The 23,457-nt window shown below is 65.2% G+C and carries 28 protein-coding genes; all 28 read right to left on the reverse strand.

The window, feature by feature from the left end:
* Window positions 1–88: 88 nt before the first annotated feature.
* Window positions 89–4,396 carry a hypothetical protein gene (locus AX725_RS00600; RefSeq protein ID WP_066119034.1) on the reverse strand — a complete coding sequence of 1,436 codons (4,308 nt, stop codon included), beginning with the start codon at window positions 4,394–4,396 and terminating at the stop codon, window positions 89–91.
* Window positions 4,393–4,788 (reverse strand): DUF6950 family protein, encoded by a 396-nt coding sequence (locus AX725_RS00605; protein WP_066045906.1) that lies wholly within the window; start codon window positions 4,786–4,788, stop codon window positions 4,393–4,395. The genes AX725_RS00600 and AX725_RS00605 overlap by 4 nt, the downstream gene beginning before the upstream one ends.
* Window positions 4,785–5,444: a hypothetical protein gene (locus tag AX725_RS00610; RefSeq protein WP_066114902.1), complete on the reverse strand. Its 660-nt coding sequence runs from the start codon at window positions 5,442–5,444 to the stop codon at window positions 4,785–4,787. Before AX725_RS00610 ends, AX725_RS00605 begins: the two co-directional genes overlap by 4 nt.
* Window positions 5,441–6,043 carry a hypothetical protein gene (locus tag AX725_RS00615; RefSeq protein ID WP_156442074.1) on the reverse strand — a complete coding sequence of 201 codons (603 nt, stop codon included), beginning with the start codon at window positions 6,041–6,043 and terminating at the stop codon, window positions 5,441–5,443. The genes AX725_RS00610 and AX725_RS00615 overlap by 4 nt, the downstream gene beginning before the upstream one ends.
* The gene (locus AX725_RS00620; protein WP_066114906.1) at window positions 6,040–8,649 is read right to left on the reverse strand and encodes a tape measure protein; all 2,610 of its coding nucleotides are present in this window, start codon (window positions 8,647–8,649) and stop codon (window positions 6,040–6,042) included. The genes AX725_RS00615 and AX725_RS00620 overlap by 4 nt, the downstream gene beginning before the upstream one ends.
* Window positions 8,649–8,834, reverse strand: a complete 186-nt coding sequence (locus AX725_RS00625) for a hypothetical protein (protein ID WP_066114908.1) — start codon at window positions 8,832–8,834, stop codon at window positions 8,649–8,651. Before AX725_RS00625 ends, AX725_RS00620 begins: the two co-directional genes overlap by 1 nt.
* Window positions 8,831–9,316: a GTA-gp10 family protein gene (locus AX725_RS00630; RefSeq protein ID WP_066114910.1), complete on the reverse strand. Its 486-nt coding sequence runs from the start codon at window positions 9,314–9,316 to the stop codon at window positions 8,831–8,833. The genes AX725_RS00625 and AX725_RS00630 overlap by 4 nt, the downstream gene beginning before the upstream one ends.
* Before the next feature lie 3 nt (window positions 9,317–9,319).
* A complete protein-coding gene (locus AX725_RS00635; RefSeq protein ID WP_066045922.1) occupies window positions 9,320–9,763 on the reverse strand; it encodes a phage tail tube protein in 444 nt (147 codons plus the stop codon).
* Window positions 9,764–9,810: 47 nt separating this feature from the next.
* Window positions 9,811–10,032 carry a hypothetical protein gene (locus AX725_RS00640; protein WP_066114912.1) on the reverse strand — a complete coding sequence of 74 codons (222 nt, stop codon included), beginning with the start codon at window positions 10,030–10,032 and terminating at the stop codon, window positions 9,811–9,813.
* 13 nt (window positions 10,033–10,045) lie between these two features.
* Window positions 10,046–10,486 carry a DUF3168 domain-containing protein gene (locus tag AX725_RS00645; protein WP_082737522.1) on the reverse strand — a complete coding sequence of 147 codons (441 nt, stop codon included), beginning with the start codon at window positions 10,484–10,486 and terminating at the stop codon, window positions 10,046–10,048.
* Entirely contained in the window at window positions 10,428–10,622 is a 195-nt protein-coding gene (locus tag AX725_RS20770) for a hypothetical protein (protein WP_066114916.1), read from the reverse strand. Before AX725_RS20770 ends, AX725_RS00645 begins: the two co-directional genes overlap by 59 nt.
* A gap of 2 nt (window positions 10,623–10,624) precedes the next feature.
* Window positions 10,625–11,056, reverse strand: coding sequence for an HK97-gp10 family putative phage morphogenesis protein (locus AX725_RS00655; protein WP_066114918.1), 432 nt, complete (start codon window positions 11,054–11,056; stop codon window positions 10,625–10,627).
* Window positions 11,053–11,430: a hypothetical protein gene (locus AX725_RS00660; protein WP_066114922.1), complete on the reverse strand. Its 378-nt coding sequence runs from the start codon at window positions 11,428–11,430 to the stop codon at window positions 11,053–11,055. Before AX725_RS00660 ends, AX725_RS00655 begins: the two co-directional genes overlap by 4 nt.
* Window positions 11,427–12,086 (reverse strand): DUF4054 domain-containing protein, encoded by a 660-nt coding sequence (locus tag AX725_RS00665; protein WP_066045940.1) that lies wholly within the window; start codon window positions 12,084–12,086, stop codon window positions 11,427–11,429. The genes AX725_RS00660 and AX725_RS00665 overlap by 4 nt, the downstream gene beginning before the upstream one ends.
* On the reverse strand, window positions 12,086–13,873 hold the full coding sequence (locus tag AX725_RS20775) for a serine-rich family protein (protein ID WP_156442076.1): 1,788 nt from the start codon (window positions 13,871–13,873) through the stop codon (window positions 12,086–12,088). The genes AX725_RS00665 and AX725_RS20775 overlap by 1 nt, the downstream gene beginning before the upstream one ends.
* A 6-nt stretch (window positions 13,874–13,879) precedes the next feature.
* A complete protein-coding gene (locus tag AX725_RS00675) occupies window positions 13,880–14,320 on the reverse strand; it encodes a phage tail fiber protein (protein ID WP_066114927.1) in 441 nt (146 codons plus the stop codon).
* An 81-nt stretch (window positions 14,321–14,401) separates the two neighbouring features.
* Entirely contained in the window at window positions 14,402–14,578 is a 177-nt protein-coding gene (locus tag AX725_RS00680) for a hypothetical protein (protein ID WP_156442078.1), read from the reverse strand.
* A 10-nt stretch (window positions 14,579–14,588) separates the two neighbouring features.
* Window positions 14,589–15,683, reverse strand: a complete 1,095-nt coding sequence (locus AX725_RS00685; RefSeq protein ID WP_066114931.1) for a DUF2184 domain-containing protein — start codon at window positions 15,681–15,683, stop codon at window positions 14,589–14,591.
* 12 nt (window positions 15,684–15,695) lie between these two features.
* The gene (locus AX725_RS00690; RefSeq protein WP_066114933.1) at window positions 15,696–16,166 is read right to left on the reverse strand and encodes a structural cement protein Gp24; all 471 of its coding nucleotides are present in this window, start codon (window positions 16,164–16,166) and stop codon (window positions 15,696–15,698) included.
* Window positions 16,167–16,178: 12 nt separating this feature from the next.
* Window positions 16,179–17,531, reverse strand: a complete 1,353-nt coding sequence (locus AX725_RS00695; protein WP_066114935.1) for a DUF2213 domain-containing protein — start codon at window positions 17,529–17,531, stop codon at window positions 16,179–16,181.
* A gap of 32 nt (window positions 17,532–17,563) precedes the next feature.
* Complete coding sequence (locus tag AX725_RS20780; RefSeq protein ID WP_156439112.1) at window positions 17,564–18,325, reverse strand: hypothetical protein; 762 nt, start codon at window positions 18,323–18,325, stop codon at window positions 17,564–17,566.
* A 90-nt stretch (window positions 18,326–18,415) separates the two neighbouring features.
* Window positions 18,416–19,216 (reverse strand): phage minor head protein, encoded by an 801-nt coding sequence (locus AX725_RS00700; protein ID WP_197421690.1) that lies wholly within the window; start codon window positions 19,214–19,216, stop codon window positions 18,416–18,418.
* Window positions 19,216–19,392, reverse strand: coding sequence for a hypothetical protein (locus AX725_RS20785; RefSeq protein WP_156439114.1), 177 nt, complete (start codon window positions 19,390–19,392; stop codon window positions 19,216–19,218). Before AX725_RS20785 ends, AX725_RS00700 begins: the two co-directional genes overlap by 1 nt.
* A complete protein-coding gene (locus tag AX725_RS00705; RefSeq protein WP_082737523.1) occupies window positions 19,389–20,882 on the reverse strand; it encodes a phage portal protein in 1,494 nt (497 codons plus the stop codon). The genes AX725_RS20785 and AX725_RS00705 overlap by 4 nt, the downstream gene beginning before the upstream one ends.
* A gap of 45 nt (window positions 20,883–20,927) precedes the next feature.
* Window positions 20,928–22,151 carry a PBSX family phage terminase large subunit gene (locus AX725_RS00710; protein ID WP_066114939.1) on the reverse strand — a complete coding sequence of 408 codons (1,224 nt, stop codon included), beginning with the start codon at window positions 22,149–22,151 and terminating at the stop codon, window positions 20,928–20,930.
* Window positions 22,148–22,552: a terminase small subunit gene (locus AX725_RS00715; protein WP_066114940.1), complete on the reverse strand. Its 405-nt coding sequence runs from the start codon at window positions 22,550–22,552 to the stop codon at window positions 22,148–22,150. Before AX725_RS00715 ends, AX725_RS00710 begins: the two co-directional genes overlap by 4 nt.
* Window positions 22,549–22,749 (reverse strand): hypothetical protein, encoded by a 201-nt coding sequence (locus tag AX725_RS21090; protein ID WP_202185036.1) that lies wholly within the window; start codon window positions 22,747–22,749, stop codon window positions 22,549–22,551. The genes AX725_RS00715 and AX725_RS21090 overlap by 4 nt, the downstream gene beginning before the upstream one ends.
* Window positions 22,746–23,306, reverse strand: a complete 561-nt coding sequence (locus tag AX725_RS00720; protein WP_066114942.1) for a hypothetical protein — start codon at window positions 23,304–23,306, stop codon at window positions 22,746–22,748. The genes AX725_RS21090 and AX725_RS00720 overlap by 4 nt, the downstream gene beginning before the upstream one ends.
* Window positions 23,307–23,457 lie beyond the last annotated feature (151 nt).

The raw sequence follows: 23,457 nt of genomic DNA on the forward strand, positions 1-23,457 counted from the left end.
CAGGCTGTCCTCAAGACTTACGGTCGAGGTCAGGCCGCTGCGCCGCCCGTCGTTTTGGTAAAGCTTGCGCCTCCATTGCTCTTGCTCCTTATTCTTCGGTCGCTGTGAGGGAGATGGTTTGACTCTGGATCGTCCCGAGCACAGCGTCGGTCCGCGTCGTAAGTGTCGCGATGAAAGTGCGGTTGGCAGTGCCTCCGCTGTTGTCCGTCGCGGTGACGGAGCCGGAAATTGTGCGTGTGTAGACAAGCACCCCATCGCTATCCCCAACGATGGGCGCGGTGCCGACCAGCGTTTCCGTGCCGCCACTGATAGTCAGGGTGGAGAATGGCGAGCTGCTTGCCCCAAGCGGCCCGTCTGTCTCGACAATGATGGAGCAACTGATCGCCTTGGTCGCGTTCACGGCCCGGTTCGGGTTGGTGCCGGTTGCCGTCGCGCCCCAAAGGGTTACGGCTTCCTCCCAATCGTCCAGCCCCGCGGTCGTGGCGGGATAGGCAATGGTCTGGCCGCTGATCAGGCCGTAGCTTGTGACAACGAGGATTGGCTCGCCGTTGGTGCCGAACGGCCCAATCGTGATAGTGGCGGCGTTGGTAATGTCCGTTGTTCTTGCGGAATTGCGAATGACCCCCGCAGAGAGCGAACCGCCGAAATAGGCGGAACCGTCGACTTTTTCGTAGCTGTATGCGCTCGCCTCGTCACACAGGTTAAGGGCGCGCGTCGGCCCATACCATGAGACGAACTGGTTAGACGTTCCAAAGCCAAGCCCCTGCACCTTCATGTTGGTGCCGGTGTCCAGAACGATCTTGCCGTTTTGCAGGCGCAGGCCATCCTCGTCGGCAGTCAGATAGGCAAAGCCTGTATCGGGATCGACAATCTCGAAAGCGTCGACCACGGGGGTCATCTTGGTCGTGGTGGCCGTCGCGCTCACACCGACGCCGCTCACCCGACCATTAATGTCGAACCGGATGCCACCGCGCGCCTCAAGCCCGTCGATGCTTTCGCCATACGTGACCAGCGTCGCGGTGTTCTCGCCAACGGTAGTGGTCAGGGTGGCAAGATCGCCAGCGATGACGCTGTCGCCTTCCTGCCAAAGCACGCGCTCGGCAATGATCGCGCCGGAAATCGCGACGTTCCGGGCCGCTTCCTCGGCAGCAAGGCCGGCGGGCAAATCCTCCTCAAGCCCATCGACGCGCCCGATGGTGTTGCCGAGGTCACTCTCGACCGTATCGACGCGGGTGTTGGTTCCGCCGACCAGCACCTCGGTGTCGAGCCGCAGCGTGTCGATGCTCTGCACCAGCGCGGTGTTGTTCTCGATGACGATCCGGTCGAGCTCGCGGATCGAGCCTTCTGTCTCGCCGATGCGCAGGCCCAGCGCGAACAGGCTGGACGAAAAGCCGCTTTCGAGGTCGGTCAGTTGCGTGACGATTTCCTCGCGCGCGAATGCAATCTGCTGGTTCGCCTGGCGCGCCGCGCGGTCGCCGAGCAGAAGCCCGCTGATGACGCCATCCTGAAAGCGCGCCGCCTCCTCCTGCGACCCGCGAATGGCCGTCGATTGGCGCGTGATGAGGCCGCGGATCTCGCCATCCCGCTCGACGCTGGCCTCCTCGACCGAGGTCACGCGCGCATCGACCGTATCGACCGCCTCCTCGCGATCCTCGATCTCCTGCGTAAGCGCCGCGCTGACCTCGCTGATGGTCGTGGAAAGCGCGCCCGTCTCGTCGGTGACAACCTGCGCCAGCGCGTCGATATTGCCCTGCAGCGTGCCCACCTCGGTATCGAACGAGGCTTGGAGAGACGTCAGCGATTGGGCGAGCGACATGAATTGATTGGCGCGGGTGAGGCTCTCGGTCGCGATGGAGCTTTCCGCCGCGCCGACTCGTGCTTGCAATGCCACGGCGAACCGCGCCTGCGCCTCGCCTTCCTCGGTAATGCGCGCGCCCAGCTCGTTCCGCGCCGCTGCGATCGCAGCCACCTGGTCACGCTTGGCCCGGTCGCCGAGGATCAACCCCAGGATGTTCGCATCGGCAAGGTCGTCGGCCTGGCGCTGCACCAGACGCGTGGCGTTGACAGAGTTCGTGATCGAGGCCGCGTCGGGGATGGCCTCAAGCTGCGTCTCGGCGGTGGTTACGCGATCGGCGAGCGCATCGAAGGTCGTGTTGCTGACCTTGAGCGTGATCTCGCCCTGCAGCGCGTCGATATCGGTCTCTGCGGTGGTCACGCGTCCGCCGAGCGTGTTCAGGTCTACGACCGACGCCTTGGTGATGATCGTGGCGTTAAGGCCGTCGATATCCGTCTCGGCCTGCGTCAGCCGGGTTATGAGCGGGCCGAGTTCCGCCGCCTGCTCGGGGTTGAGCACGGCGAGGATGATCTGCTCGTCGACGTAGTTGGTGCTGGCCTTCAGGTTGATCGTCGCCGCCTGCGCGTCGAGGATGATGCCGACCTGGTTGAGCCGCTCCGCCGTCTGGTCGATCGCGCTGATCTTGACCTGGCCATTCTCGGGATCGACATAGACCCCCGCGTCGCGCAGCGTCTTGCGCACGCCGGTTGTCTCGCGCAACGCCAGCGTGATGGCGCGGCGGAGACTGTCGATATCGCTATCGACCTGCGTGATCGCCGATGCGGGCGCGGTTTCCAGGAGGCGAGGCGTGAGCCGCATAACCTCGACCCGGCCCTCCTGACCCTCATAGCCGATGCGGCCGCCCTGCGTGGCGCTCAAGGAACTGTTGAGCAGCTGCGCCGGATCGCGCGGCTCGCCGAACTCGTTGCGCACGGTGCTGACGATGGGGCTGCCCGGGGTCGGGATGACCGCGCCGCTGTCGTCGATGGCGATAACGATGGGGTTCTCGGCCCGGTTATAGCCAAGCCCGTTGTTCGCCTGGACCGGCGCGCCTTCTTCCTCGTCCCAGGCATAGATCTGCGCCGCTTCCTCGCGCAGCGTGATCGGCACGGTCCCATCGACGCGATGCTCGAGCTCGGCAACGCGGAACAGCTTGTTGACCCATCCCCGCGGCGGGAAGGTGAGGCGCACGACGCTGTTCTTCTGGACCTTCCACCATGTCGCCTGCCCGGTCGCGGTGAACACGCCGCCGAACTGCATACGCTGCAGGCGCTGCTTGGCGAGGCGCTGGGCCTGGCTGGGCGACTGGACAAGGGCGAGGGGGAAGGTGTCGATACGGTCGATCCCGTCCCGGCTCGGGAGCTCGACCTGCGGATAGTCGATCTGCTGATAGAGCGCCTGGTCGCGCGGGTCGGTATAGGTGCCACGCACGACGTTGAAGCTCTCGTCGAGCGCGGCCGTGGCGCGATACTCGAATGCGCCGAGGATATCGTCGCTGGTGAAGTCGGCGAGCGGGGTGCCAAGATCGTTGTGGAACACGAACAGCCGCAGCTTGCCGCCCACATCATCAAGGTCCGCATTCATCGCGGCCTTGAGCGCGTCCATGATGACGGTCGGGCTATCGCCTTCGCTGACCACGCCGTCGCTGCGATAGCGCGGCTCGGTCCCGCCGGCTGCGATCGATACATCCTCGTCGCACAGGTTGGCGGCGGTGATGAAGGATTCCATGTCGATGCGTTCGGGCGGGATGCCGCCGCCGACGGCGATCTTGCCGTTGATGCGCCAGCCCAGCATCCACCAGAGCATTTGCAGCGCCGGGTTGCGTGATGCGCTCTCGCTCCATTCCCAGGTCGATTGATCGTCGGCGCGGTGCGGGCCGCTACCGCCGCGCGTGCTGTCGAGGCGCGGGTCATACATGTATGCGCCCTTGGTGCGGATCGTCACGCGCGTCGGGATCGACTGGACGAACGGGCTCTCGGTTTTCTTGGTGTTGCCGGTCAGCTTGAAGCGCAGATAGACATAGGCGAGGCCGGTGTAGCGGCGGCTCGACCCCATGCGCGGGCTGATGTTGATGGCGTTGAAGGCGTTGCCCTCGGTGACCGGGGTAACGGTGAGATAGCCCGCGAACTTGGCGGCGACGCCGGACACGCTGTCCCATGCCTTCTCATCGTCAAACCAGATTTCGTAGATCGAATGGACCTTGTGGCTGGCGACCACGATGAAGCGGTGCAGCACGGTCTGGTTGTCGGTATATTCCTGGTCGCGAACGTCGTTCGCGCCCGCCGTGTCGCCCCACACGATCTTGCGCGGGGTGCGGAGGTCGATGGTGCTGTTCAGGCGATCGATATTGGCCGCGTTGACGGATGGCGCCTTGGGCTTCTTGGCGAGCAGCGACGCGCCGATCGACAGGGCAGACGAGACGGTGAGCAGTGCACCCGCGCTGATGCCCGCGACAGTGGTGGAAAGCGCGCCCGCGATCCCGAATGCCGCCGCGCCGCCGGTCGCGATGATGATCGCTGCCGCGCCGACAACCGCTGCGGCGATCTTGAGAACCTTGCTCATACGGCCCAGGCCTTGCGCCATTGGGCGCGCGGGACATGGCTGTAGCCATCGTCGGACAGGAACACGGCAACCGCGCCGATGCAGACACCGACCGCCTCGCCGTTGAACACGAGGTCGCCGCGCCGCGCGAAGCCGATCGGGCGCTCGGGATAGAAGCTGTCGAAGGTGCTCTCGATATCGCCCGCGCCGATGCGGCGAAGCGCGCGCGCCGCGCCAATCTCGGTGCTGTAGCGCCCCCGGAACGCCGCCGCGTTGTCCACGCCGGTCTGCGCCGCCGCAGCGCCCGCGCCGAACAGACAGCAGTCGTTGACGCCATACTCGAACGGCTCCGTCGCCTTCTGCGCCAGATAGGCCGCGAGATCGGCCTCCCATGTCGATCGCCGTGCGGTCATAGGTCGTTGACCCTCGGCGCGGTCACACCGCCGCCATAGCCGCCACCATAACCGGAACCGCCGCCGATGATCGCGCCGGGGTTCTGCGTCAGGCCGTTGGCAATCGCGATCGAGGCGCGCGCGGACCAGTCGTCGGGGTCGTAGCGCTCCTGGTCCAGATAGGTGCGATTGCTGGCCTGGCTAAACGCCGCGAGATAGGTCTCGATCGTGACGCGGATGATGCCGCCCGACTCGTCGCCTGCGAAGTCCAGCGCGGTCATATAGCCGGTGTAATAAGCCTGAAACCCGCCCTCCTGCTCGTTCGCCGCATTGCGGATCGTGCGCCAGAGCCGGGCGACACGCCCCTGCCAGTTGGCCGGGTTGTCCAGCTGCTCGAGAATGTCATCGTCGAGCGGGGGCAGGCCGCTCAACTGCGCCGTGACCCGCTCCGAACCGCCCTCGCGAACGGACACGGGCGAGATATCGACGAGATCGCCGCCGATACCCGTAAAGGTCTGGCCGTCGAGATCAGGGTCGCCGGTGCCGTCCACCAGCAAGCTGACGCCGGAAGTGTTGCACCGCACAGGGTCGCCGTTGATGTCGAGAAAGGCGAACCAGACCGGCTTGATGACCGGCGCGTCGAGCGCGGCGACGGCATCGATATCGGGAAGGCTCATTTCGCCTCCTCGACATCAAGCTCAATCCCGGCGATCGCGTCGGAATAGTCGATGCCGGTATTGGTGTTGGTAAGGGCGAGCGGGATGTAAGGCGCCTTGCTCTCGACCTCGACATTGTTGGCCGGGATCTCGCCGAGCGCCGGGCCGAACCGGGCGATCGCCTGACCGCTGCTGTTCGTGACCATATCCTCGGTGAGGCAGACGAGCCGCTTGTGTCCGCTGGGCAGGGGCACGGTCAGGAAGCAGCCTGCCGTCAGGATCGTGGTGGACGGCGTCATGCCGTCGAGCGAGAGCTCGTAACCGGGCGCGGGTGTGTTGTTGACGAGCGGCTTGGCCCCACTGTGCGCCTGACACGGCAGGAACCACTTGAACCAGTTTTGCGGGCCGCGCAGCGCGACAAGAAAGGCGCGCCATTTGCGCTCCTCGATCTCGGTCGAGATGTCGGGGACGATAAGCTTGCCCGTCCAGTTCTCGCCGCCGGGCTGGCCCACGACCTTGCGCTTGCCGGTCCATGCCGAGCGGTTGACCCGGCTCGGGAAGTTCGGCGTCAGGTTCGTGATGACCATCGCGCTGTAATCAGGGACAATGATCTCGGTCACAGTTTCGGTCTCCCCGCCCGGCGCAGCGCCTCTTTCGCGCTTGCCTCGATCAGGGGCCCGGACGCCTCTCGCACTATCTGGACGGAGAGAGGGCCAGCTACGGACACGATGCGCCCGTCGATATCCTCGGACAGCGATATGGTGATGGTGCCGGAGATGGATTGCTGGCCGCCGCCCATCGCCGCCCGGGTCTGGCCGAGCGGGACGATGTTGCCGTTCTGCGCTGGCTGAAACAGCTCGACGCCGCCTGCGCCCGCCGCCTCGTTCACGCGGTAGAGGCGACCAGCGGACACCGGCCCGCCGGATGCGCGGCCAGGCACAAGCCCCAGCAGGGATCCGATGGCCGAGAAGATGCCGCCACCGCCGCCGCCACCCCCAAAGAGGTTTTCAGCCAGCGGGCGAATGACGGCTTGCTGGATCGCGATGCGCAACAGGTCGGCGACGATGGATTTCGCCACGTTGCTGAATACGTCGCCGAGAGATTCGGCGTTGAAGATTGCATCGACGAGTTGGTCGTTCAGATTTTGGAGGCCGCGCGTCGCTACAAGCTCAACCTCGTCGTTGATCTCCTCACCCGTGAGCGACACCTCACGCAGAAAGCGTTGACCCGGCGACTCGTTCGCGATTTCCGCTTCTTTGTCGGCTTGCTTTTGGAGGGCATCCAGGACAGCCAATCGAGCGCGTGCGATGTCTTTCGCTGTTTTTGTGCTGTCCAGCGTATTGAGGACCAGCTCTTGCTCGGCCCGTTCCTGGCTAAACTGCAATGCAATCAAGCGCTTTTCGATTGCGGTGCGCTCTTCCCGAGTCCGTACGATGCGCAGCCCAGATCGAAGCAGATCCTGCTCGTTCTGATTGCCCGCGCTGGCGAGATCGAACTGGTTGCGCGTGAACTGGTCAAGACGACGCAACGCCTCAGCAATCGCGCCGCCGACGTCACGGCCTGCGCGCCCTGCGCCCGCCACGTCAACCGGTCCGCCACCGGTCGCAGAGCCGCCGCCACCCAAGCGCCGGGTATTGACCGCCGGGACATTGGCAACCCCGGGAACACTCTTGATCGCAGCATCGATGCGATCGAGGCTGGCCTGGAGCGAACGAACCGAATCCTCGGCTGCCTTGATGTTGGCCTCTGCTGTCGCGGAACTCGCTGCCGCTGCATCTGCCAGCCTGCGTCCCCCGGCTTGCGCGACGCGCGGATCGGCCGCGGCCAGCCCACCGCTGGCACGAGTGCGCTTGGCGAACTCGCGAGCGCGTGATGCCTCGGCCTGGGCCAGGATCAGACTGGCTTGTGCCGAGATCAGCTTTTGCTTGGTGTTCTCACGCTCAGCCTGAGCCTGGGCGAGCGCTTGGGCCCGGGCCTTCCCGTGGGCCGTGGCGAGGCGGTCAGCCGCGTCTGCCGCACGATCGGTCTGCAGCTTCGCCTCGTTCTGGATTTTGGCGTAGGTCTGGCTCGCCTGCGCGGCCTCTTGCGTGCGCGTGGCGAGATAGCTCAGCCCAAGCGCAACCGCAGTAACCGCCAGCCCGATGCCCACCGGGCCGAGCAACGCGGCCTGCAGGCCTCGCGCTGCGAATGCGGCAGCCTCCATACCCGTCGCGGCGCCGAGTAGTCTTGCTTGCAGGGCAAAGGACGCCGCCCCTACAACGCCCATGCTTGCCGCGGTCCCACCAAGCGCCGCCTGTGCAGCGACATTTGCCGCGACGAACTGAACTGCGATCGTTGATGCCAGCACTGCAATAGCCGGGATCACCACGTCGAGGTTGTTTGCGAGCAACTGCAAGCCGCCTGCAATCGCCGCACTCGCGCCATTCGCTTCCGCCGCCTGCCCGACATAAACCGTCAGCTGGCTGTTGAGCGATTCGAACGCGCCCGCGATCGTCAGGGTCGCCTTGCTGGCCTGCCCGCCAAGCACCTCGCTGCCCGCGAGGATCGCCTGGTAGAACTCCTGGCTCGAAACCTTGCCCTCGACCACGGCATTGCGAAGCTGGGCAACGCTGCCGCCATAGCGCTCGGTATTGGCGACGAGCTGGAGCAGGGGACGCAAGCCCCCCTCGTTGATCTGGTTGAACTCCTCGGCCCGCACGGTGCCGCTGGCGAGCGCCTGCGTCAGGCCCAGGATCGCGCCTTGCGCTTGTGCCGCGCTGGTGCCGGTGATCTTGAGCGCCTGCGCCGTCGCCTCGGTCAGCGTGAGCAGCTGGTCCTGGCTCGCACCGAGATCGGACGCGGCTTGCGAGGAATTGCCGAACAGGCGCGCCAGCTCCTCGATGTTGACGCCATAGCGGCCCGACAGGTCGAGCAGGCGGCTCTGGACCTGCGCCAGGTTCTCCCCCTCGACGCCCGCGACTTTAAGGCTGTTCTGCAGACGGGTGTAGCTGTCGATCAGGCCCGTGACCTGCTGCGTCGTGAACGCGGCGGCGAACGTGCCGGCCAGCCCGCGCAGGCTGCCCCCGATCGCGGCGCTTGACCGGCTGAACTGCTGCTCGAGCCGCCTTACGTCGCGGTCGATGCGGTTGAAGGAGTTCTCGCTGAGCGCGGTCGCGGATTTGAGCTCGGCCCGGTAGCGCCCCATCTCGGCGCGCAGCTGCAAGATGACGGGATCGATCTCGGCCATCAGTTGGGCGCTCCCAAGCCGTGCGCGGCGCTGAACCGGCGCAGTGCTTCCATCTTCTCGGGGCTAGGTCCGGTGGTGCTGGTATCGGCGTGCATGGCGTTCCATCCGGCGAGCAGTGCCGTGTATTCCCACCACGTCAGGTCCGCCGGATTTACGTGCATCGCGGCGCAGTTGGCGTAGATCACGCTGGGGTCTGAGAATCCGTCCCGGTCTCCGCCGCGCTTTCCGTCTCCGGCGTCACTTCTTTTTTTTTAGGCTGATAGCCGACCACACGGGCGTAATGGATCGCAGCCGCCATATCCCACGCGGCCGACAGCGGCATCGGATGCACATAGGTCTCGACAAGGCGCTTGGCGTCGAGCGGGGAGACCCTGACTGTTTCGCCATTCACGATTGCCTCGCCGCCGCCGATCAGTGCTAGCCGGATGGTCTCGTAGACTTCCTGGACCGCCGCCTCGGCCTGGTCGGGCACGCCGATATGAACACCATCGCCGATCAGCGCGCGGCCAGCCATGACGCTGGAATAGATCGCGAGGATGTTCTTGCGCTGGCGCGCGCCGTCGGGGCCGATCGTGCCGCACTTTTCCTGCAGCTCGATAATCTGCGGCAGTTTCAGGTCGAAGGCATAGGTGCCGTCTGCGAACTCAAGGGAGAGGGCGGTTTCCATGCGTCATGCCGCCGCCCAGGCCAGCGCTCCGTCGCCTTCAAGGGTCAGCTCGATCGCGGAGTCGCTATCGCGGTTGACGTTGATGTTCTTGGCGGTCAGGACAGCGCCGCCCGACCACGTGCCGAGCAGGTCGCCCGCATCGGTGCCGTCGTCGTCATAGGCCTCGACCTTGTAGTTGTTCAGCTTGCCGAGCAGGGCGCGCAGATTGGTTTCCTCGCTCGCATTGGTGAGACCGGAAGCCGTGATGGTCCACGAGGTGCCATTGACCTTCACCTTGGTCACGCCGGGCTTGTTGGGCGTGGTGCAATCGCGCACGCGGCGCGAGGTGGTGTCGACGCTCTCGTTGACCGCGACATCAATGATGCCACAGACGGTCGTGAATACCTCGGGAGTTGCGCCGTTGCCCACCTTGAGCAGGCCAAAATCAAACTCGTTGGGAAGGCTCATGCCATGATCTCCGCGCGTGGATATTGCGCGGGATGCTATGGCGTTTGTCAGTCCTCTTTACGGACGACGCGGAATTGACGGCGCGCGCGCTCGGCTTCCCAATCGGATTGCGATGGTGCCTCGGCCTCGATCGCCATCATGCGGATGAGGTGCGCGGATTCCGGCCCGGCCTCGTCCGCCATCTCCTCGATATCGTCGAGATCGATCAGCCCGCGCTTGTAGAGTTGCTTGATCAGCGCCAGTGCGGCGGGGTCGGGGGTTTCTGCCATCGCGCCAACAGTATCACGCGGCGATGACCCTTGCACGAAAATCCGTGACCGCATGGAAAGCTTCCGGCTCGGCGCCATCGACCAGCAGGTCGGTGTTGATGCACTTGAGCGTCATCGTGCCACCGGCCAGCGGCAGACGCGCCTTGTGCAGCGCCGCCTCGATCGCAGACTGGATCAGCCCGGCATGATCCTCGGCGGTCTGCGTCACCTGCCTGCCGCTCTTGATCGGCTTGGCGAAGGCGTGCACGACGATGCGGCCCACGCCGCCCGCGACGCACGCGGCGTCGAGCGGGGCGAAGCTGATCGAGCCGAGCTTGATGAACGGCCAGGTTGGCTCGGAAAGCGGGGACTGGCCGTGGATCGAAGCGGCGGGAACGAGCGCGGTAACGCCCGCGTCAGCTTTCAGGGCTGTCAGCACCGCTTGGCGGGACAGTCTGACCAGACCGGTTGCCATTGCGCTTCTCCTTGATGACGTTGGCCGCGAGCGCCGCCGCCGCGTGATCGTCGGGCATGTCGTGCTCCCCGGCGGGGTATTCGATGGTCAGCAGCGGGGTGCGATAGGTCCAGCTCTGGTCAAGCGTTACGTTCATATTCAGTCCTTTGCGTTGCTGCGCGATTGGCGCGCGGCCTGCGATACGGCCCGCTCGACCAGCGCCACGACCTCGGCACGCTTCTTGTCGCGCGCCGGGCGCATGAAGGGACGCGCGGCCATCTTCGAGGTGCCGAACTCGAGATCGGCGGAATAGGGCGCGTTGCTCGATACCTCGACCAGCAGCTGCATCTTCTGCACCGTCTCGATATTGTCGCCCAGCCTGCCCGTGTCCTGGTTCGGCGGCTCGCCGGGCTTGGACGGGACATGGTTCTTGCCGCTGACCGCGCCTTGCGTGATCGAAAGCTGCGCCTCGATCTGGATGCTCTCGCCACCGGCGAACAGCGCCTTGCCGACGAAGCGAGTGGTGTCCTTCTCGAGCTTGCGCAGGCGCGCGAGGTGCGCCTTGCCGCCCCGGATTCGCGAGCCGGTCATTCCCTGCGCCCCAGGCACTCGTAACCGATGCCGGCGGGGTCGGTCGTGACGCTGCGCAGCAACCACGAGCCTGCATAGGGGCCGGTCTCGACCGTGATTGTCGCCTCGCTATCGATCGGGCGCGAGAGGCTGGACCCGAGCACGAGGATCCGCACATCGCGGTCCTGATAGTCGTCGCGCGCGCGCATCGCGTGCGTGACCGCATCGAACTGGACACGGCACGGGATGATGACCGGGGTGCCGGGCGTGGCGATCGAACCGCCGGGGGTGAGGGTGGGGGTGCCGGGCCATTCCGCCGTGGCGTCGATGAAGGGCGCGCCGATTGCGCCGGACATGCGCGCTGCGATGTTGGCAAAGGCAGCGGGAATGGTCATGCGCGATAGGGCCAATCGTTGTTCACCGCGCGCCCTGCGGCAATCACGCGAGCCGCGCCGCGATTGCGGCGGGTCAGCATCAGGAACTCCTGGCCGTAGCGGGTGGCGGACATGCCGGTGCGCCCCGCCTGGCGCGCGTCGACGGTGGCGGAGAATGTGCCGGACTTGAAGCTGGTCACGCCCTGCGGCGTCGCCGCCTCGCTGCCCAGCCCGTTCATCGCCATATGGTGCGCCGCGCAGGCAAGCAGCCCAATCGGCCGATCCGCATCAGTCCAGCTCGAATCGACGAACCGCGCCGCATCGTCCAGCCAGTAGCGGATGGTGGCAGATGGCACGCTGGCGAAGGCGGGATAGCGCGCGCGCAGGGCCGCGACCTCGGCGTCAACCGCAGTGCGGACGACCAGATAGAAGGTTTCCTCGAACGTGCGCCCGCCCTCGGTCGTGGCGGTGCCCGAGAAGATCGCCGTCTCGCCGTCGGTGCCGCCGGAGAGGAACGCGGTTAGCCCGGTCGCGGTGGCATCCTGGCTGGCGATCGTGACGGTGCCGGAAACGACGGTGAGCGCGGCGCTGGTAATGGCATCGTCCGCGTCGATCGGGACGGTCCAGCTATAGTCGAGCGTCTCGTCGGGATCTTTGGACGGCCAGCTTTGCGCCATTATGCGGCCCTCCTTGGCCGGGGTGATGATGTGGCGCGCGGTGCTGCGTCGATCGAAGCGACCCGCCCCCCGGCGATCGAGCCTGCCTCACGCGCCACGGTTACGGACCCTGCAATGCGGGGCTCTGTGGTGCTACGGACAGCGCGCGCGGGGCTGGACGGCTTGGGGACGAGCGACAGGCCCGCACCATTCGCGCTCGCCTGGCCGAACGAGACGCCCACCGCCTCGGCAATGGACTGCCCAGCGCCCACAGCGACACCGAAGCCCGCCGCGAGGCCGACACCCGCCGAATAGGCACGCCCGGTCCCTGCGACAGTCGCCGCGCCCGTCGAGACACCCGTGCCGCCGTTGATGGCTGTCCCGATCGCGACAAGGTTGCTCTCGCCTGCTGCCGAGCCGCTGGCCGAGACGATGCCCGTTCCGCCCGCCGCTGCTGTGGCACTGCCCGCGCTTGACGCTGTGGCCGCCGATGGCGCGCGGCCCGTGGCGGATGCAGTCGCGGAGCCGGATGCTGCGCCTGCTGCGCCGACGATCTGCGCGCCGGTTGCCGAGACGGAAGCGCCCGCGCTGGCTGTGCCTGCGCCTGATGCGATCGTGCGACCGACACCCGATACCGTGGCAACACCCGCTGCGCTGCCCGATGCGCCGCTGTTGTCGAGCGCCAGGCCAGCGCCGGACAAGCTGGTAGATGCGGGTGCGCTGCCCGCCCCGGCGGCGATGGTAGAACCGACAGCCGCGCCCGAGGCGGAGCCGGTCGCGGTGCCCGCTGCGTTGCTGACAGCCGTTCCCGCGCCGCTTGCAGTCGCCGTGCCTGCAGACGCTCCCGTGCCCGAGGCCTGCGCTGCGCCGCTGCCCGTGACAGAAGCCACGCCGGAAGCGCCGCCGTTGCCCGCTGCCGCTGATGCGCCCGCGCCTGTTGCTGTTGCGCTGCCCGAGGCCGACCCTGCACCCGCCGCCACCTCTTGAGTCGAGCTCGCGCCGCTGGCCGTAGCTGTCCCGCTGGCCGAGCCAGAACCAGCGCCGATCGCTTGCCCGGTGCCGGTCGCGCTGGCAACGCCTGCGGATGAGCCGGCCCCTGAGTTGCCACCGCTTTCCGCCGCCGGGCGCAAGGCGAGGGTGACGGATGCGTTGGAGTTGGACGTAGAGTTGGTGCCGGTGACGCTGAACGCTGCCGGGTCAAACGCGCCGGATGTCCAGGCGAAGCTGCCCATGCCGACGCCAACAGACCTTGCCGTGTTGTCAAAGCTGATGGTTCTAAAGTTGCTGAGTTCTGAACTGGAAAGCGCCCCGATCGCCGCAGTGCCGGTGCCCCCAGCACCCGCGCCGATAACAATGATTTGCGCGCCCGTGGTGCTAGGCGTGATGGCCGCTGGATTGGGGGCCCAACTATCAAGGCCGGTGGCGGTAGTGGCCGCTACATCAAGTGGGGTCGTGGCGTCAGCGCCGCGCCATACGCCTATCGTCACGACCCCAGGATTAAACGTTCCCCCAGTTGCGCTAACATCGACCGAGGTGTCGGGGGTCGACCCCATAATTTTGCGGCTGACAGAGAGGTTGGTGTCTCTTGTGTCGTTGGCGAACAACTCCGCTATTTCATCATAGCCAGAGGTATTGACGCCGATTGCCACATCACCCGATGAACTCACCGCATAAGCGACGATCACGATATCCCCGGCAGCGGGCGCACTCGCCAGGCCGCCGGTCAGGTCTGTCAGCGATATATTGGTGGCGGTCGAGGTCGAGCCGGTAATGCTCGCCGTCTTGCCACCAACATATTCGAGAGCCATCGGCTATCAGTCCTCGGTGATCGCGGTCGAGGTCGTCAGGCGCGGGGTCACGCCTGTATTGCTGATGACGATGTTCGGGGTGATCGCGCCCTTGTAGAGCAGCTTGCCCGTGCCGCTCGACGCCGTGCCCACACCGAAATGCGTGGCGGTCTGGGGAAGGTTCGTCGCCGCGCTCGGATTGGCAAAGTCGATGTTCGCCGCCGGGCTCACGCTGTTGCCGGTCACGGTCCAGCCACCCGAGTTGCGGTTCACGCCGACGCGCGCATAGCTGGTGTAATTGCACTCGCTGGTCGTCTGATCGCCCGCCTCGCCAGGGTCTGCCGTGTGCAGGCTGACGAACAGCTGCGTCAGGGGCGAGGTCGAAGCATTGTTCGCGATGTTGGCGATCGTGGTGGCGTTGAAGATCAGTGCCAGCAGGTCGTTCTCGAATGTGTTGCCTTTGGACATTTATCGGCCCTCCTCGGCCATGAAAAAGGCCCGCCCGGCTTCCCGAGCGGGCCCACCCCTGACGCTGTTCGGCGTCTAACGTTACTCTGCGGCCGCGGCCTTGCCCGTCCGCTTGGGCTTGGGGCCCGCGTCGACTTCCTCGAACCACTCCTCGGGAGCGTCGTCGAGTTCGACCTCCTGGCCCGGCGCGACTTCCACAAGGTTGCCCTTGAGATAGCCGCCACGCGGGCCCGGCGCGATGTTGCGATACCTTGCCACGCCAGCCACCTTAGAAGCTGTCGCGGTAAACGATCGCCTTGGGCAGGCGAACATCCAGGCCGCCGACATTCATCAGGCCAGCAACCTCGTAGGTCAGGCTGGACTTCTGGAATGCGGGCAGGAACTGGTGCGGCGCAGGCAGCAGGAAGCGCAGAACCTGCGGATTGCGCTCATAAGCCACCAGACGGGTCGTGCTACCCGTGCCCGCCGTCTCGAGCGCGCGGCTCTTGAGGATGGTCAGGTTCGGGCCGAACACGTTGTTCGCACGCAGATAGGAAAGGACAGTCATGTCCGAACCATCGGCGCGCGGCGTGGTCGCGATGTAGTTGTAGGCGCTGGTCGGCAGAACGAGCGTGTCGGCGATCGAGGTCTCGCTGGTGCCGGTTTCCACGGCGGTCAGCGCGGCGTTGATGTCACGCAGGATCTGCGCCGGGGTCTTGGCCGTCCACAGACGCGACGAGCTGGTGCCATCCGCAGCGACCTGCGCCGACGTCACGCCCGATGCGTTGGTGAAGCCGGTCCAGCCCTTCTCATCGACGCCCTTGGCGTTGCGGCCCGTCATCGCGATGCCGTAGATGAAGCGGTCGGCAGCCATGACAGCGGCCTGCGCCTTGTCAGACGAGAGCGAGCGGCCCAGCTTGGCAGCGCGCTGCAGTTCCTGCGTGTTCCACTCATAGCCGATTGCGGCCAGGTGGAAGTTGCGGGTGGCCTGCGACATCTGGGTGCTGGCATAAGGCACGTCGAACGCGCCGCCTGCCATGAACTCGGCATGGCCCACATTGTCCATCGAATAGACCAGCGTGCCGACATCCCACATATCGCCGTCGGTGATGACCGGCATGAAGGGCGTGATGTCATACGAGGGATAGCGGGTCATGTAGACCTCGGCCTCGATGCGGTGCAGCTGCGGCGTCAGGAAGGCATAGCCGACCTGCGCATCCGAGAAGAACGCATCGACCTTATCGGCGAAGGTCGCGGCATGGCGCGCGTTGTCCGCGGCCCAGGTCGAGATGACGGCGCGCTTCACGTCCGCATCGGCGGCCATGAACAGGCCCGGATCCTTGATGCCCGAAGCGCTGTCGTAGAGATTGGTAATCGCGTTCATTTCCACGCCTCCTTAGCGCTTGACAATGCGGCAGAGACCGCCGCCGGTAACAGTCTGGTCGGCGATCCAGCCGGTCGCGATGTGCGTCGCGTCCGCTGCGGTCGTGCCGATGTCGTCGGCCGCGCCGGCGCCGGTGCCGATCGTGATGGCCGCGCCATCGGCGACGTTGCCGGTCACGGTCACGTAGATGGCGCCGCTGGTGAGGATCGAGGCGTTGTCATACTGCTGATATTCATCGGCATCCTGACCAGCCACCGGGGCCATGGCCGAGGTCGCGATGGTCCAGCCCAGGAACGTCGCCAGCGTGCCAACGGTGCTGGTGCAGCCGTGGTCGCCGGTGCCGCGATAGACGGGGCGGCCAAAGGCAATACCGCCGCTGGTCTCGACCGTGCGGGTGATGCGGTTCGACGTCTCGCCGTTGCCGATCATACCGGCATAGGCAACCGGGAGATCGTCGGAATAGGTGCTCTGAAGGACAGGCATTGTGCTGGCTCCTTATGCGTAGCGCGAAGCGCGGATGGCGTTGACGGTAGCGCGGGCATCCACGACGTTCGCACGAGCGTCGATGTGCACGACCTTGGCGGCGGAAGCCCACGAGCCGGAATCACGTGCCAGCACCGCGAACGCGCCGGGAATGGCAGCATCTTCGAGCGCCTTGCCGTCGTCGCCCAGCTTGGCCTCGACCAGTGCGCGGCGGATTTCCGCATCGGTCTTGCCGTCGGTGACGATCGAGGCGTCGAGTGCCTTGACGGTCGAGACCAGCGCGGCGCGGTCGGCGACCAGCTTGTCGATGGCAGCGGGTTCGGCTGCGGCCTTTGCATCGGCCAGCTGCTTGGTCAGAGCGGCGATTTCACCGTCCATTGCAGCCATCTTCTTCTTGTGTTCGTCGGCTTCATCAGCGGAAGCCTTGGCCTGGTCCTGCAGCTTGGTGAACGCGGCTGCGACTGCATCCGCGTCCGACAAATCGACCTGCAGACCGTCGAGCACGATCTTCTTCATCACTTTTTCCTTGTTTAGGTCCGCCAGGATGGCGGGGTTGGCATCGCAGGCAGCAAAGGGCTTGCTGTCCGAGATTCGGCATTGGGAACCGGTGCGGTCCATTTTCATGGAAGGGCGCGACTTAGAAGTGGTGGCGACTAACGCCGCGAGCGCATTCTCCATCTGCTCCATCATGAGCATTTGGCTTTTTTCGCCGGCTGCACCGGTCGTGGGTGCCGATCCGTCCATGTGCTTCTTATGAAGCGCGATGGCCTTTTTGAGCCACGACGCAGCTTCCTTTACCCCATCGCTCATCAACTGCGGCAGACCATCACCGATTCGGCACGCGGAGCCAGCCCGGCCCCGATCGACGATGGCGACATGGTTGCCGCCCGTGATTTTCGACTGGCGCGCGTCACAGACCGTGCCGTCCGGCGCAGTAAACTGGCCGAATTCCAGATTGGCGGTATAGCCGTTGGAGAGCTCGCGCTTGCCCGCATCGACCTTGGCGATCGCGCCTGCGTCGGTCAGCATCAGGTCGAAGGCGAGGTATTCTCCGTCACGCATCGCGCCCATGATGGTGCCGCGCGCGTGATCTCGCCAATTGGCGGCGGTTACCGGCTGAGAAGGGTGATCGTCGGTGACCGGCTTGCCGATAAACGACTGCACGGCGGCCTTGTCGAACACCGTGTTTTCGTCCCGAAGGACGTTGACAATCTGCTTGTCGCGCAGGCCGTGGGCGTTGGTCGGATCGACCTCATAGCCTGCATACTGGTAAACCCCGGTGGTAGCTGCACGCGCCCGCGCAACCAGATACCCGGCGCTTGTCCGGCGCGGCGCGTCGAGAATGAGGCTATCCGAGAATTCCATGGGCGGACGCTATGTCAGCCCATGGGCTCGCTTTACGGACGGCTTCGGGAGCCCGGCACGATCATGAACGGCCTGCGATTGCGCGACTGCGTTGATCGATCAGCCCAGCGGACATTGCCCGGCTCGTAACCCCGACTGTTGTCAATGCGGTCTATGCTCAGTTCTGGCGAAGGGCGAGGGCCGATATACGAGAGGAAAGCCTCGAAATTGTCCTGCCACTCAGGGCAGACCTTGATGCCCCTCGCGCCATAATTTCGATATGCGCGATTCGTGGGATTGTTGCATCGCTTGCGCATATTGATCCACGCCAGATACTCTGGGGTGTTGCGCCAGCCATGCTTGGTATTGGCAGCGGAAACTGCTTGCTTTGTGCTGTCGGAACACACTCGGATGCACTTGCCGCAAGATCTGGTTTTTCCCGACGAAAGCGAGAAGGCAAAAGGGAAGGTATCAGCGCCGCATTGGCACTTGCATGGTGTTTTCCACTGCTTGCCTTTTTTGAAGCTAGGGCCGGTCACGGTTAGCAGGCCAAATACCTGTCCGACACTGAAATCCTGAAACTCTCGCTGGCACCCACAATGGCGCGACTGGCCAGAATAGAGCTTGCTCTGCTCTTTGACCGACGTTCGCCCGCATTCGCAGACGGTGAGCCAGCGCCGAGTTTGTGAGCCGTTCGGATTTACACGATCGGGCGCAGCGGACAACACCCGGAGTGAGCCGAAAACATCGCCTGGATTGATCGGCGGGTAGGACTTCCGTTTTCTGGGCGTAGTGGTACTGTCGTGTTCAGCCATTCGATCCTCCAATGATCGTTGTGGTCAGGGCCGGGCGCTGTTGACGCAGCGTTTCCGGCCCGCTTTTCTACCACAGTCCGCCGCGCGCGCCTAATCGAATTTGAGCACCGCGAGCTGGCGACACCCGCAATACGGCAGCTGGCCAGGCATCTCCGGCGGCGGCTTCGCGTCGCTGTATTCCTTGCCGTCGCGCGCCTTGTGATCGACGCGCGGATGGCGCTTGCCGCTGTGCTTCCACTCCCAATCAGCGATGCCCGCCTCCCGCCGCCGCTCGTCCGCAAGCGAGCTGGTGAGCTTGGTCAGCTGGTCGGATGCAATGCGGACGCTGCGATCGCGCGCCAGGCCGGTCGCCTCGCGGATCTTGGCCGCCACCTCGCGCGCGGGGGTGCGAGCGCGCAGGCCGTCGAACACCGCGGCGCTGATGCGCTGTCTGGCCTGGGCCGACACGTCGCGCACGAGGTCGGCATTCCAGGCGAGGTGCGTCTCGAGCGAGGCGCGCACGCCCTCCGGTCCGATCAGCGTGCCGAGATCGACACCGGTTGCGGACAGGATCGCCCCGCGCCACTTGCCGCGAAACCAGCGCTCGACGCGTAAGGTCCAGTCGCGCAGCCGGGCGTCGAGCAGCAGGTAGAGCCGCGACGCCTCGCCCTCGGCCGCCTCGATCTCGCGCTGCACATCGGCGGGGCTGTCCATGGTCATCTGCGTGAGCGATAGGGAATAGGCGTCCATGATGCGCGGAGTGGCGTCCTCCCATACCGCGACGATCGGGGCGTAGGCGGTGCTGGCGAGGTCGCGCGCGAGCATCTGCGGCGGGATGATATCGCGGATGGTGATGGTCTTGCGCCGGACGTTCCGGGCGCGGCGGGCCATGGCGGGGAGGTCGAAGGGCATTATTCTGCCCCGACGCGCACCCCGTGGCGAGCGATGAAGCCGACACCGACATCGGAAATCCATTCGGCGCTGCGCTCAAGGCCAGCCATCGACAAGACAGCGCAAACCACAGACAGGCATTCGAGGGCCGGACCAGCCCACCAAGCAAGCGAGCAGTTGAGTTTCAGATTGGTCAAGGCTTTTTCTCCTCTGGCGTCGCGTCAACCAGCGGCCCATTGCCAGCCCTGATTACCTCCAAGACCGCGTCATTCACAGCGCGGCGGGCGGGGCGCGTGGCCCCGCCACCGGCAGATGCTGGATCACCTCCTTCCGCTGGAGCCTGCATTGCACTCGGGTCGGTCCCGTCGTCGTCCGGCGTCTCGGGATAACGCTCGCTCTCGGGCGTTTCCTCCAGCGCGGACTCGAGGCCGGGCAGGAAGCCATGCTCGACCATCCACGATTGCACGCCCTTGGCCAGCGCGACCTCGGGGATCGTGTTCGTCGCCTGCAGCTTCTCGATACCGTCGGTGCCGACCTTGAAATACTCGGCCATCTCCTTCTCGCTCGGGTTGTCGAGCGGGGCGAAGTCATACCAGATGTCCGCCGGGCGAGAGCCCAGGGCCGAGGGGATGAGATACTGATCGAGCCGGTCAAGGCAGGGCTTGAGCTCGATCGTCTGACGCGCGCGGACCTTCTTGTTCCAATCCTTCTGCTGGCTTTCGCCGCTGGCGTTCATGCCCTCGGGCGCGCGGCCGAGCAGGCGGGTGGCCGGGATGTCGGACACGGCAGCGACGAACTCGCCGAATGCGTTCATCACGTCCTTCATGCCCGCGAAATTGTAGGTCACGTCATCGACCTGCTCGGCAGGCTCGCCATCCGCGCCCAGCTCGTAGACGGTGGCGTTGTAGATCGATTCGGACAGGGCAAGGTTGGCGAACCGGGCGGCCATGATCTGCTCGCCCTCCTGCGTCGATACGAGCTCGGACAGGCCGCGCACACCGATGCGCAGGCGGTGCGCCTTCTGGATGAGCGAGGCGAAGGCGGATTGGGCCGCGTCGCTGTTCTCCACCGCGTCCAGCACCTGCTCGACCACGGACTCGCCCCAGAACTCGTCCTCCCACGATAGCGAGAGCAGATTGGGCAGCGGGCGCGCCTGAAAGGGAATGATGCGGGAGGGATGGACGTTCCACATCTGCCCGTCCTTGCTCGACAAGCGATAGAATGCGGGCTGGCCATAGCGCGGGTCTTCAAGGTCCGTCACCTCGTCGCCAAGCTGGCACTGCCACCGGCTGAACACATGGACATAGGCAAGGCCGCCCTGGCCGACGGATGCGGGTGCGGGAGCCTCGGGGTTGCCGGGCAGGCCGAGCAGCATGGCGCCGCCGCCGAGCCCGCGCAGCACCTCGGCCTTGCGGATCTTGTGCAGGATGGCAAGCCGGGCTTCCTCCGCCTCGATAGCGGCGATCTGGTCGGCATCGGCCTTCCACTCGCGCCATTCGCGGATCATGTCATCGGCGGGCGCATTGACGATCTTGCGCATGATGCCCGAGCCGCGATAGGCCGCGTTGATATCCTCACGGGTCTTGGGGGTGTAGACGTAGCGATTGGCCGTGCGCGGGTCGCTGGTGCGCCCCATGCCGGTCAATGCACTGGTCAGCCCATCGGCGAGGCGGCGGATCATACCCATGGGCTGACAATGGCGCTGGTGCCGTGCGCGCCCTACGGACGCAGGCTATGAGGCGAGCGCGCGGGGGTTGAAGCGGGAGCCCTTGATGAGGCTGGATATGCTGTAGCGGATGGCGTCGATATAGTGGTTATTGGCATCGACCAGCACGGGCAGGATATCGCCGGTGAGCCGATCTACCTTGTAGCTGTAGAGGCGCATCTCGTTAATCGTCGCCTTGCAACGCGGGTGCACGACGATCTCGCGGAACGATCGCATGAAGCGGATGCCGTCATCGACAGAGCCTTGCCACTTCACGGCAGCAACAGCCTTGGGCACGCCGGAGCGGGTGAGGATGCTGATCGAACCGGGCGAGGCGCTGTCCCAACGGCTGACATAGCGGTCGTAGCCTGGGATATCGGTGCATACCTTTTCGCCGATCGCATCAAGCTCGATACCGCGCCCGCCGGCTTCGTGGCTGACGTAGAGCGTGTCCCCGTGAATGTAGCAACGCACTGCGGCGGTCGGATCCTGGCTATAGCCGAAGTCACCGCCCTGATAAGGGCCGTCCCATCCGGCTTGAGGCTCGAAGCTTTGCACCCGCCATTTGCCGCTGAACACCTGCGCTGCGCTGTTCGTGAGATAAGCGCCTTCCCACACATGGGCATAAGTCGCCGGGTCGAGGCGTTCCTGTTCGCGCTGGCGCAGGGCGTCGAGGCCGGGAGGGAAGAACGGGTTATCGTTCCAGTTGATCTCGGTAATGAGCGCATTGGGCGGCGGTGTCTTGATGAACCGCTTGTCGACAGGCGAGCCGTCAAGGCGGGGATTCCAGATTGACCACAGCTCGGACCTTGGTTGGCGGAACACGGTTGCCTCAAGCGCCAGCCATGACGCCTCGGGCACGTCCTCGGCCTCTTCGACGATGGTGAGGTCGATCTTGGCCAGCGACTTGATGCCGCCGCTGTTGTGGCGCAACCCTCGGAACAGGAACTCGGTGCCGTTCGCCCCGCGCAGATAGTCGACGCCCACATCGTAATGCGCTTCGAGCCATGGGTAGGTAGCGATCGCCGCCTTCAATTCGGCGTGGAAGCTCTCCTTGATCGATACCTGCAGGTCGCGGGTGCAAAGCACGCGCAGGGGCTCGGCATAGCCCCACACTGCCGCCATGAGAGCGGCGGTGAAGGACTTGGCCGAGCCGCGGCCGCCATAGGTTGCGCGGTATTGGACCGAGCCGCGCGGCGGGGCGTAGATCGGGACGAGCTTGGGGGGTATCTCGATCGTGGCTGTGGTCAAGCCTCGGCTGCCTTGATGATGATCGTGCTGGGCTTGGGCGCCATGCTGCCATCGCTGCTGGTATGGTCCACCTTGTCGCGCAGGTGTCCGTAGAGCTTCGCCAGCCCCATGGTCGCCGATACGGCTGCAGCAGGCGTGGACATCTCACGAGCGAACTGCCGATCCTGCTTGAGCATTTCGGCGATATCGTCGACCGTCATGGCGTGCCGTTCGGCGTGCATGGCCTTCAACTCGGCGACCCTTACCGAAATATTAGCCGTCGCGAGCAATTGGCAGGCCTTCACATTAACGACGTTCGGCTTCATTCGCTCAACCGAATAGGATCGCCGATAGGCCTCGGAAGCGTTGCCGGTCTCGATATAGGCCTGGCAGAACGCTTCCTGCTTCGGGGTGAGGCTCACTTCGCCCTCCGCTTGCGTTCGCGCTTGCGCGCCTGCAGATAATCCTTCCCGCCGAGATGTTCGACCCATCGACGGTTCACAGAAGTGCGTTTTCCGAACAGATGTTCAACCTCTCTCCATCCGCTCTCATCGAGAACTTCTTTGAACTCACGGGGGATACGCTTGGCAAATGGAGGAATGTAGCGGAGAACTCTCATGCCTTGATAATCCCGTAGTCAGATTCGGACATGAGCTCTGCGAACTCGCGGCGCGGTCCGCTGCTGGCGCAGTTCCATGCGCGGACGATGGCCATGAGCTCGGCATAATCCAGGTCGGCCTCCGGAATTAGCGGCGGGGCGATCTCGGCCTTACGTGCAGCGGCACGGTATTTGAGATCGCGGGGCGTGAAGCGCTCGGCCTCGGCCTGCGAGAGGAGGCGCTCGCGATCGGGCGCGGGCAGGTCGCGGACGGCGAGATAGTGCTGCTGCGACAGGGCGGGGTTGCGCCGGTCGGAGGGGAAGGCGGAGCAGAGGGCGGCGAGTTGGCGCGCGGACTTGGGCTCGCCGAGGAGCTCGACGGCGAACATCTCGGCCTGGTTGCCGAACTGTGCCTTGCCGAAGTTGAGCCAGTCGCCGACGAGCCATCCGGTGTTGCGGTGCTGTGCTGCGATGGTCTGGCCGATGGCGCGCCAGGTTTCGAGGTCGGTATCGGGGGGGAGGGCGAGCGCGACGGATTGGTCGGAGGGGACCATGGGCGCGATGGTGATAGCGGTCATAATGGCGGGCCTTGGTGTTGAGCCTCGCCGCGTCGATGTCGTTTTTATCCGATCGCCGCCCGGATTTCAAGGCGGAGACTGCATCCCGCTTGCATCCCGCTTACATCCCGAGGTGTTTGGGATGTAAAGTCCCGCAGGAATCCTAGGGTTT

Origin of the sequence: Blastomonas sp. CCH9-A1, assembly GCF_001557175.1 — a bacterium.
Lineage (GTDB): Bacteria > Pseudomonadota > Alphaproteobacteria > Sphingomonadales > Sphingomonadaceae > Blastomonas > Blastomonas delafieldii_A.